Source organism: Faecalicatena contorta (assembly GCF_021531995.1).
GTDB classification, from domain to species: Bacteria; Bacillota; Clostridia; order Lachnospirales; family Lachnospiraceae; genus Dorea_A; species Dorea_A contorta_A.
Window position 1 is genome coordinate 1 of record NZ_JAFBIZ010000104.1, and the last position, 11,028, is coordinate 11,028.

The following is an 11,028-nucleotide window of genomic DNA, read 5'->3' on the forward strand; positions in this document are numbered from 1 at the left end:
CCATTAATGCAGCGGTTGAAACTGTATCCGGTGAAAAGAACATCATACTAATTCCAACCAGAATAATAATACATGATAGAATAACATATGATGTACAGCGCACATGAAATATGTCTTTCATGCAAACAGCCGTCTCCATACAGATTACTCCATTGATTATGATGACAATACTAAACACATAAGAAAACAACACTATTGTAATTCCCACATGTGTGATGATAAAGATTCCCAAAATACATTTCAAAATGCCTTTTATCATCTTTCCAAATTTTTTCATTGTTCTGCATCATTGTATCATTCGACATTTTATGCTACGATATAAAAAAACAAAAAGCGAGTTGATATATATATGAACCATACAAAATCTGCCATCATAGATGCTTTCTGGCAGTTGCTGGAAGAACGTCCCTACACCAAGATTACTGTAAGGGATATTGTAGAACGCTGCCAAGTCAACCGAAACACCTTTTACTATCATTTTCATGACATTCCTGAGCTTCTGGAAACTACAATAAAATCTGATGTAGATCAAATCATCCAGACTAACGGACATTTTGGTTCACCGACGGATTGCTTGATTCCAATTGTTGAACATTGCTTAAAACGCAAAAAGGCCATGCTCCATATATACCGTTCTGTGAAACGAGATGTATTCCAAAACGAATTGGAAAGAATCATACTCTACACAGTAACTCAATACATACATACTGTTACCAAAGATTTGAATATTCCTTCTGAAGATAAAACTATCCTAATACAGTACTATAAATGTTGCCTTCTTGGATACACATTAGATTGGCTGGACAAAAACATGAACTTTGACCTTTTGAAGTCAGTTACTCGTATTACTGATTTGATTGGAGATTCTTTGAAGCAGGCATTTCTTGAATTGTCCGAATCTTCAAGTATATAATACCCGAATAGATTGAGCACCGCTTCAACTTGGCGGTGCTCTTTACATTAGCGGGGCAAATATTCTCAAGATTTCCTGAAATACTCTTATTGGCAACCTTTCTATACACTCTTCTAATGTAATCTGCGTGCACTCATTCAATGTATCAAAATAATCTTTTTTTATTTGTAATACTGCCTTACTGTTATACATCCATACTCCACATTCGAAATGCAGATAGAGGCTTCTAAAATCTAAATTCGTTGTTCCTACAGTCGCTATCTGGTCATCGGAAACAAATATTTTAGAATGCATAAATCCTTTTGAATATTCATATATTTTCACACCACCATATATCAATTCCCTGTAAAATGATCGTGTAGTCAAATGAATCAAGGCCTTGTCATAAATATGAGGAGTGATAATCCGCACATCTACACCGCTTTTAGCCGCTAAGCACAATGCAGATACCATGCTGTCATCGACAATCAAATATGGCGTACAGATATAATACTTGTACTCGTCTCAAGAGCAATGCTCTAAACCATGAACGCTTCATTTGATTCCCCACTTATTCTAAATTCTTATTTTTCTACTTATCCCCATACCGAAAGCCCCTGGCCCCACATGACAGCTGATACTGAATGTCAGCGGATCGTATTTAACATCTTCCCAGGGAAACATCTCTTGGGCCATTTCCATCCATTCCTGATGTTCTTCTTTTTTTCCGAAGCTCCCTGCGACGCCCACATATATCTCATCACTATTTTTATGAAATTCATCTGCAATTGTATTCATTTCCATAAGCAGACGCTTTTTACAGCTTTTTGTTCCACGAACTTTTGCATAGGCATCTAAACGTTCTCCAGCAATTACGAGCAGTGGTTTTATACTTAATAATGTGCCCATGGCAGCTCCCGCCGGAGTAACACGTCCTCCCTTTTTCAAATATTCTAAGGTTTCCACGCCTACATAGATAATGGATTCATAAGCAGTTTGTTCTAAAGCTTCTTTTATTTCTTTTGCAGAACACCCTTTTTCTTTCAGCACCAGTGCATCCAACACAGACTGCCTCTGGGTAACAGAAATACGATGATTATCAACCACCTGTACTTTTTCTTCATAATCCTGCGCCAGGGCCTGAGCTGTCTGATAGGATCCACTGAGTCCACTGGACATTGGAATATATACAATTTCATCATATTCAGATAATAGCAGCTTATCCCACATGTCTGTCACTTCTGCCGGCGAAGGCTGTGAACTAAAAACTTCTCTGTTTTCCTCAAGGCATTGATAAAACTCCTCATGAATTAAATCAATGCCTTCATAATATATTTTCCCTTCCAGAATCACCGGCATTGGAATGACATGGACACCCAGAATCTTTCCTTCTTGTTCAAAGATCCCACTGTTGCTGTCTGTTACAATCGCAACGTTCATCCTATAATCCTCCTGTGCCATTTTTATACTATTACAAATATTTCTTTAATTCATTTACTTTATCCAGTCTTTCCCATGGAAGATCCAAATCTTCCCTTCCAAAATGTCCATAAGCAGCTGTCTGTCTGTAAATAGGTCTTCTTAAAGTCAATTCTTTGATAATACCAGCTGGGCGAAAATCAAAGTTCTCTCTTACAATCTCCGTAATTCTCTCATCTGAGAGTTTTCCTGTTCCAAACGTGTCCACCATAATTGATGTGGGCTGTGCTACACCAATAGCATAGGAAAGCTGCACCTCACATTTTTCAGCCAACCCTGACGCTACAATATTTTTTGCCGCATAACGAGCCGCATATGATGCAGAGCGATCTACCTTGGTACAGTCCTTTCCGGAAAAAGCTCCGCCACCATGCCGCGCATATCCTCCATATGTATCTACAATAATCTTACGGCCTGTCAATCCACTGTCTCCATGCGGTCCACCTATTACAAAACGGCCTGTTGGATTGATATAGAATTTTGTATTCTCGTCCACCATTCCACCTGGTAGGATTTCGTCAAACACATATTTTTTAATATCCAACTGAATCTGTCCCTGTGTTATGTCCGGATCATGCTGTGTAGAAAGCACTACGGCATCCAGCCTGAATGGTTTGTCCTTTTCATCATACTCTACAGTTACCTGGGTTTTTCCATCTGGTCTCAAATATGGAAGTATTCCATCTTTTCGTACTTTTGTCAGCTGCAAGGCCAGCTTATGTGCAAGCTCAATGGGATAGGGCATATACGTCTTAGTCTCATTCGTCGCATATCCAAACATCATTCCCTGATCCCCTGCTCCGATAGCTTCAATCTCTTCATCTGACAAATTATGTTCTTTTGCCTCGAGAGCCCTATCCACACCCATTGCTATATCTGCCGACTGTTCATCAATGGCTGTTAACACACCACAGGTATCTGCATCAAAACCATACTCTGCATTTGTATATCCAATTTCCCTGATTGTATCTCGAACCACCTTCTGGATATCTACATATGCATTGGAAGTAATTTCTCCCATTACCATAACAAGACCTGTAGTCGTTACCGTCTCACACGCCACCCGGCTCATAGGATCCTGCTTCAATAATTCATCCAGCACAGCATCTGAAATAGCATCACACATTTTATCTGGATGCCCTTCTGTGACAGACTCTGATGTAAAAAATCGTTTACTTTTGTTCATTTTTTATTTCCTTTCATTTATTTCGATTACCTGAATAAATACTTCAATGTTCAAATTTATAGTTTTTCTTTAATCTGCAATTTTCTTTTTCGCCCTGTTCTCTTTCCAAAGTTCATCTGCAACCGGCTTCCAATTCTTCGCATACTGGTCACATTTTGCACAAAGATGTTCTGCCGTTTCTGGAGATTGAAGATCTGTTGAGTCAGCACCTGATTTTTCAACCATTGCACGAAGCTTGTCAGGATTTTCCAGCATAGGACACGGACGAAGCATATTTTCATTAAATGGCTGATTATCATGGTAAGCCATCATCATCGGTGACTGCAGTGCTTCCAGAAGCGTCTTTTCCCGAATATTAGAATCTGAATAATGGATAAATACGCATGGATCGATATCACCGTTAGCATTTATATGTAAGTAGCGATGACCACCGGCGATACATCCGCCAACATATTCTGCATCATTCTGAAAATCCAGTGCAAACAATGGCTTTGTGGCACGATAACGACGGATTTTCTCATAAACTCCGGTACGCTGCTGCGGTGTAGGCATCAACTCTGGAACAGCATCGTTTCCTACCGGCATATAATGGAAATACCATACAAAATAGGCGCCCATTTCAATCAATGTATCATAGAATTCCTCTGATGTAATTGAATCATAATTAGCGCTGGTATAGCAGCAAGAGATTCCATAAATCAGTTTCTTTCTTCTGAGAAGTTCCATGGCTTTACGTACTTTCTGATATACACCAGTTCCACGTCGTCCATCAGTTGCCTCTTCAAATCCTTCCAGAGAAATGGCTGGTACAAAATTACCTACACGGAGCATTTCATCCGCAAATTCTTCGTCAATTAATGTGGAATTTGTAAAGCAGAGGAATACGCAATCCGAATGCTTTTCACAGATCCGAATCAAGTCTTTTTTACGAACCAGTGGCTCGCCGCCAGTGTAAATGTAAAAATAAACGCCCAATTCTTTTCCCTGGCAGATAATATCATCAATCTCATCAAAAGTAAGATTTAATTTGTGTCCATATTCCGCCGCCCAGCATCCCGTACAGTGCAGATTGCAGGCAGATGTAGGATCCAGAAGGATAGCCCATGGAATATTACAGTTATACTTCTTTCTCAGTTCTTCTTCCTTCTTCCAGCCAACCAGACTGGCATTAATAAACAGATTCACGGCAAGTGTCTTAGTCACATTGGGAGCTACCTCTTTAAAAAGACGGCGGATATAGTGATAATAAGGATGTTCCGGATCTGTAATTGCATCCCGAATTATTTTTCTCTGAGAAATAAATTCTCCATCAGCAAATTTATCTGCCCAGTCCATCATCTTCGGCATATGCTTATCCGGATCCTTGTAAATATAATTGAATGTCTGCTCGATTCCCAGTTTCTTTAAAGTATTTGATGCGTTCATAATAGAATTCCTCCCTATAATTTTATATTTGTTAATAATAAGTTTTACTTAAACATTTTATTCTTCCCAGTCAGTATCTTCCTCGTTCTTTGCCTGTCCTTGGATTTGTTTTGAAATCTTCACCGTCTCCTTGACTGTGAGATGATTCATGAGACCTTCTGCAAAAAAACCGCATCCGATAATGACATGACTGATCTGACTTTCCTGAAACGGCTTTATTATAATTAAGATCCCAAAAGCAGCTACAATGATGGAAAGTGTCAATATCCATTTCCATATTTCAAGTCCAAATACTTTTGCGTCTTTTGCAGTCTGAACTTTTAATACAGCGTCAAGCAAAATCAACAATCCTAGTCCTGGGGAAAGATATGAACGGATACGCAAATTACATCCAAGCACTATCACTCCTAGCACTATCAGGAATATTCCACAGGCCAGATCATGTTGGAAAGCCAGATCATACAAATCATCTGAAAGATATCCAATAATCTTAACAATTCCATAGGCAACTAATATGATGCCCCCTGTGATACATAGCACCAGTGGGGATATAGATGGTATTGTCATACATACGATTCCAGCTATATAGAAAATAATTGAAATCAAAACATACCCATCTCTTGCCATACGAATCTTTTTCAATATTTTCACCTCCATTCTCTTTTTCTTGCCTAAATTCTACATACTATTTCATTCTTCTTCTATGGGCAAACGTCTTCTATATATCCAAAAACTAGGCAATCTTAACATGTTTGTCTGGATTCATTCAAAGTCCAAGATCAATAAAAGCTTCCCATTGCCGACATAAATGTCGACAACGGAAAGCTTTTGCTTATTTGTTTATCATGGAAAAGAATATGATTATTTCAATTTTTTCAAACTCAAATAACATGATATTCTTTCAGCAGTTTTTCCACATCTGTGTTTTTGATAAAGTCTAAAGCCTTTTTAACAGCAATCTTTTCCTTGATTCCCAGCTTCATCTGAGTCAGTGGTTCTCCATCACGCAATTTGACAGTCGCATTCAAAAGATCTCTCACATCATATGTGCTGCACCAAACCTCCGGAACTCCACGGTCTACATTAAGCAAGGTATAAACAGCTTCCATACCGGTACGCATGGAATACTCTGTTGTAAAAATAGTATCCCTTGCGGTCTCGGCAAACTGGCCAATAAATGCAAAGTTTACTGCTCCATCAGGCACAACTTTTGGACGATCCGTATCATTACGAGGCATGAAAAAGGCATCAATATAAGGCATCATAACTGGAACTGTGTTTGCACTGTTCTCAGCCAGTTCTTCGATCTCGTTTTCCGGCACACCAATATGGTACAGCCATTCCATACAGATCTCTTTTCCTGTACAATCTCTCATTGGCTTTTTGACATAGTCACCAGGTCTGTCATTAAAGAGCGCATATACCCAAACGAGACAATGGTCTTTTGGCTGGGAACGGAACTGTGGCTGACGGTTAATCGTCCAACTCAAAAGCCAGCTGGAATCTTTTACAGATACAATACCGCCGGTGACCACTTTACCAGTAAACGGATCTCGTTTACAGATATTTGTGATATATGGAATAATTCTTTGATCAAGTGTCTCCACAGTGGCACTCATCCAGTTGCACAGCTCACTGTCATAACAGAATTTATCCGGATTTCCAAAGTCAGGGCTTTGGGCGGCAATACGTCTCCACATATCCCATCCGCCACCTGGCTTGATTTCCGGATTATATGGAGCCGGCGTATTCTGGGATCCCATTGCAGAGTTTTCCACACATCCACCATTTGTGATGAACACAAGATCATCCTCTGTGAGGTCTACGAAACGTGTTTCACCTTCCGCCTCAATTTCAATACGGGTAGCCTGCTTTCTGTTGGATGTAACATCAAACTCAACATTTACAACCTTTGTATTATAGTGGAATACGACACCGGCATTTTCCAGATATTTTACCATCGGAAGGATCATACTCTCATACTGATTATATTTTGTAAAGCGCAGAGCGGTGAAATCAGGAAGCCCTCCAATATGGTGAATATACCGCTTAATGTAACGCTTCATTTCCAGTGCGCTGTGCCAGTTTTCAAACGCAAACATCGTCCGCCAGTACAGCCAGAAGTTTGAATCAAATACTTCATCGTCAAAATATTCATCAATACGTTTATCATACAATTCTTCATCCGGCGTGAAAAACAGCCTCATGATCTCCATCTGTGCTTTGTCTGAAACTGCAAATTTCTTATCTGTATGTGCATCCTGTCCCCGGTTGACAGTAGCACGGCAAAGGGAGTAATTCGGATCTTCTTTATTGAGCCAATAATACTCATCCAGTACACTGACTCCCTCAGTTTCAATAGATGGGATAGAATGGAACAAATCCCACATAACTTCAAAATGGTTATCCATTTCACGTCCGCCACGCATTACATAACCTACACCCGGATATTCAAACCCATCACAGGCACCACCAGGAATCGGATCTTTTTCAAAAATGTGTATACGTTCACCTTTCATCTGACCATCACGGACAAGGTAACATGCGGCTGAAAGTGCTGCCAGCCCTGTACCAATAATATAAGCTGACTTGTGATCTACTCCTTCTGGTTTCTTCGGATGAGCAAAAGCTTCATAGTTTCCACTTGAATAATACATAATCATACCTCCTGAATTTCAATTCGTTATATATGTTTTACAATTACATCCTCAATATACATTGTATGATAACTACTCTCAATCAACAGAATAGCCCCATCATCGAATTCTTCGATGACAGGGCTAGCTTCTTAACTGTGCTCTGCGAAGACTGTGGGCCGCTTCATCAGCAGCTGCAATCATTGCACCGGAACCATCTACAGCAGCATTATCATCTCCATCCTCTGTTATCTGATTTCTGGCATATAGTGCCGCACCGGCTGCTACCTTTCGACCCATTCCTATTCCGGCTCCGCGGATCATGCCGGATCCTTCATCACCAAAAGAAAGCCTACCCGATTTTTCCTGTTCTTCTGTCAGTCTCTTTCGAGCACGTTTCTTCTTTACTTGATCTTTCTGATTCGAGATACCAGATACTTTCGGAATCTGTTCCTGAGAACGAAGCTTTCCCTGGTAACGGCTGTCCTTTTTTCTATGATTCTTTCACTGCTTGCTTTTGAAAAAGTTCTTGCAGTTTTTTCTTCAGATGCAATATCTGAAGACATTCTTAATTCCTGCACATACCTTCTCATGCGTCGGTTATTAGTTCTTCCGGAACTGTCCGACATCCTTTTGCCGGGAGCCGCATTTTTCTCATCCCGCTCCTTACTGTCAAGTTCAGGTTCATCACGGCTTTTCTGGCTGATTTTCTTCACAGAACCATCCCGGAGTGCTTCTTTCGTCAGACCTTCTCTTGTCATTTTAGAAAAGATCTTGTCTTTCGCTGTATATTCCTTTCCTGCCATCTTCCTTCTTTCCATCGAAATAGACATAAAAAATGCCCGTTCAGATTAGATTCTTATATTTGAATCTGATCCAAACGAGCATCCCGTTTGCCATTAGCTACAGCTAATGAAATATTCTATTGTTTCAGCTAATGGATGTTTGCAGAAGTTCTTTTCATCGAAGGATTCTACCCCGTTTTCCCCTGTTTTACATCCCCGATCTGAGGTTGCAACAGGAACGAACCCCGATGTTAGCAGGAAGTTCATTTTTTCCCGTTTGCAAAACAGCATTTTTGATTAGCCGCCAGCTAACGAAAATCACTTCAAATTAGCTGGAAATTCATTCCCTACCTGTTTTTTTTCATCTCATTTAAAACAAAAAAGCGGTTCATGACATAGCATTTTCTGCGAATCATTACCGCTTTGTTTGCAACGTTCCCTGCGAGAATCGAACTCACAACTAGTGCTTAGGAGAAAAAACAATGCAATAAACTGACGTGTAGCCTACTCTCCTCTTATACCCTATGGACCCTTGAATTTCCTGGGTAATTTGCCAATTTAAGCGGGAGGAAATAACCTCAAGTTTCCTCTCGTATCCTCTAATATTCTGATATGAAATTAGCAAATCGTTAGCCAGCATCAGATTCGAAGCCGGTACGACCACCGGATTATTAGCAGGGAACGTTTAAAAAACAGTTTTCAATCAACCTTATTTTAACACATTAATACAATTTTACAAAGCATATAATGGAGGCATTTTATGGATTATAAATTAGAAATAAAACAAATCGTGGATTTCCCACGTTGCAGAATCTACAGAGATTTTATACAATCGCTTATCGCTGACAAGAGCATCCGCACAAACGGAGGCTCTTTTCTTTTTTACTATATCGTGCTTTGCTCTTATGCCAATTACCGCTCGTCTTATCGGCGAATGGAACACATCACCTACATGGTAGGTCCCGGCGAATGGATCTGTACCCTTTCAGATCTTCAAACATGGTTTCGCTGCCGGTTCCAGCATCAGGCAATCTCTATTTTAGATTTTCTGGAGAAGCAAAATTGTATTACATACTCTCTTCTTGGAAATAAGAAAATCGTAAAATTTAAGATCACTGACTGGGCAAAGGACAATACCGTTCTGGAATACAACTGTCCCTGCAAAAAGGATGATGGATTTTTCTTTTTCCCTATTGCAAAAGTCCATGAACTTATCAGCCTGGGGAAATGCTCAGAGATGGATATGTTACTGGATATGTGGATTCATGCTATATACAATGATCCAACCGTGCAAGGCTCATTCTCTGCACCTGTAGTATATTACCGAAATAACACAGGTAATCCCCTAACCAGCTTCCATTCACTTGGAGAACGTTGGGGACATTCAAAAACCACTATATCACGTATCTTGAAAAAATTTGAAGAGTTAAACTTCATCACTCTTGTCAGCTTCAAAGGCAAACATGGCAGCATGATCTATCTTAACTACTACCTGTCTGTGATGTTTGACATCAGTGATGTAATGATAGATAAGGAGGAAATCGCTATGAACATGCAACTGCCAATCCACGTACCTGAAATCGAAGAAGAGGTCTGCGTTTCAGAAACTGTCACAGAAGAACAAATCACCGTTCCAAAAAATAAGTCCTGCGTTTCGGTTTCTCACATGAAATTTATCATCAAAAAAGTTGCAGAACTACTGCAAACACAGGGGATTCCGTGCTGCGAATGCTCCAAAACCAGGTATATATTATCTCCTTTATCAGCCTGCATAGATACAGTAAATCAATATACACTAAATATTATCTGTCCTTACGGAAAGGCTGCATATCGGTTTGAACTGACTGTCACGCCAGAAGAAAAATCTGCCGTTAGCCTGCCTGCTGAAACATATATGGCTACTGCGAAAGGGGGTGAATAGAATGGCTAGAACCAAAAAACAAAGCTATGCGACTCCTGAAGAAGATCCCCGCTTCCACGACACTTACAAGTTTCTGCAAAGATACCGGGATGCCACATACAGCCTGAAGGTAGTGGTCCGGCAGTTAGAAGCGCAATTCCGTATGGAATATGGAACCAGTGTGGATGATTTTTTAGATTCCGTTTATGCTGCAGGGATAGAATTATCCGGAACTGACATAGCAGAAAGGGCAAAAAGCATTGAGCGGAGTAACAAGATGTTGAAGCTATTAGATTCTTCCGTTGATCTTCTCCGTAACAATCATAAGCACGGAGAACAGTATTACTGGATTCTCTATTATGCATTCCTGTCTCCACAGGAACTGAAAAACACGGATGAGATCCTTGAAAAGCTTGAACCGCATATCAGCAATATCTCTTACCGTACCTATTACCGGAAACGTCACGCAGCGATAGAAGCGCTGAGTACCATTCTCTGGGGTTTTACTGCGAAAGAAACCATTGACATTCTGAATCAGTTTTTCCCCGATTAGTAATCGACAATTTATGGACAGGCACTCATAATTAACAATAAAAAATAGGTAATTGCGAAACTCGCTAAGCTTGTTCGCAATTCTGAACCAAAACAAGGATGAATTCGTGCAAAGCACGAATTCTGGAATGAAATGTAGATAACCGGACATTTTAGGCGCACTTTAATAAGGC

12 protein-coding genes are annotated in these 11,028 nt (G+C 40.1%); 3 read left to right on the forward strand and 9 right to left on the reverse strand.

Annotated elements, in window-relative coordinates; translation table 11 throughout:
* Positions 1-277 (reverse strand): DUF308 domain-containing protein (locus JQM82_RS12335; RefSeq protein ID WP_235250647.1); only part of this gene is annotated, 277 nt, incomplete at its 3' end.
* Positions 278-349: 72 nt separating this feature from the next.
* Here JQM82_RS12335 and JQM82_RS12340 point away from each other — a divergent pair.
* A complete protein-coding gene (locus JQM82_RS12340) occupies positions 350-913 on the forward strand; it encodes a TetR/AcrR family transcriptional regulator (protein WP_235250648.1) in 564 nt (187 codons plus the stop codon).
* Between the two features lie 42 nt (positions 914-955).
* On the opposite strand, the gene JQM82_RS16545 is transcribed toward JQM82_RS12340, so the two are convergent.
* The 8 genes from JQM82_RS16545 to JQM82_RS12380 all read right to left on the reverse strand — a co-directional run bounded on the left by JQM82_RS16545 (position 956) and on the right by JQM82_RS12380 (position 8,424).
* The gene (locus tag JQM82_RS16545) at positions 956-1,366 is read right to left on the reverse strand and encodes a phospholipase D-like domain-containing protein (protein ID WP_087281292.1); all 411 of its coding nucleotides are present in this window, start codon (positions 1,364-1,366) and stop codon (positions 956-958) included.
* Between the two features lie 102 nt (positions 1,367-1,468).
* Positions 1,469-2,332: a DegV family protein gene (locus JQM82_RS12350; RefSeq protein ID WP_235250649.1), complete on the reverse strand. Its 864-nt coding sequence runs from the start codon at positions 2,330-2,332 to the stop codon at positions 1,469-1,471.
* A 31-nt stretch (positions 2,333-2,363) separates the two neighbouring features.
* The gene (gene metK / locus JQM82_RS12355; RefSeq protein ID WP_235250650.1) at positions 2,364-3,557 is read right to left on the reverse strand and encodes a methionine adenosyltransferase; all 1,194 of its coding nucleotides are present in this window, start codon (positions 3,555-3,557) and stop codon (positions 2,364-2,366) included.
* Positions 3,558-3,626: 69 nt separating this feature from the next.
* Complete coding sequence (locus tag JQM82_RS12360; protein WP_235250651.1) at positions 3,627-4,982, reverse strand: radical SAM protein; 1,356 nt, start codon at positions 4,980-4,982, stop codon at positions 3,627-3,629.
* Positions 4,983-5,039: 57 nt separating this feature from the next.
* Positions 5,040-5,609 carry a DUF308 domain-containing protein gene (locus JQM82_RS12365; RefSeq protein WP_235250652.1) on the reverse strand — a complete coding sequence of 190 codons (570 nt, stop codon included), beginning with the start codon at positions 5,607-5,609 and terminating at the stop codon, positions 5,040-5,042.
* Positions 5,610-5,863: 254 nt separating this feature from the next.
* Positions 5,864-7,639 (reverse strand): oleate hydratase, encoded by a 1,776-nt coding sequence (locus tag JQM82_RS12370; protein WP_087315751.1) that lies wholly within the window; start codon positions 7,637-7,639, stop codon positions 5,864-5,866.
* 123 nt (positions 7,640-7,762) lie between these two features.
* Complete coding sequence (locus tag JQM82_RS12375; RefSeq protein WP_235250653.1) at positions 7,763-7,918, reverse strand: hypothetical protein; 156 nt, start codon at positions 7,916-7,918, stop codon at positions 7,763-7,765.
* A 104-nt stretch (positions 7,919-8,022) separates the two neighbouring features.
* Entirely contained in the window at positions 8,023-8,424 is a 402-nt protein-coding gene (locus tag JQM82_RS12380) for a hypothetical protein (RefSeq protein WP_235250655.1), read from the reverse strand.
* A 739-nt stretch (positions 8,425-9,163) separates the two neighbouring features.
* Between JQM82_RS12380 and JQM82_RS12385 the strand changes: the two genes are divergently transcribed.
* Positions 9,164-10,324, forward strand: coding sequence for a MarR family transcriptional regulator (locus JQM82_RS12385; protein ID WP_235250656.1), 1,161 nt, complete (start codon positions 9,164-9,166; stop codon positions 10,322-10,324).
* 1 nt (position 10,325) lies between these two features.
* Complete coding sequence (locus JQM82_RS12390) at positions 10,326-10,856, forward strand: hypothetical protein (RefSeq protein ID WP_235250657.1); 531 nt, start codon at positions 10,326-10,328, stop codon at positions 10,854-10,856.
* Positions 10,857-11,028 lie beyond the last annotated feature (172 nt).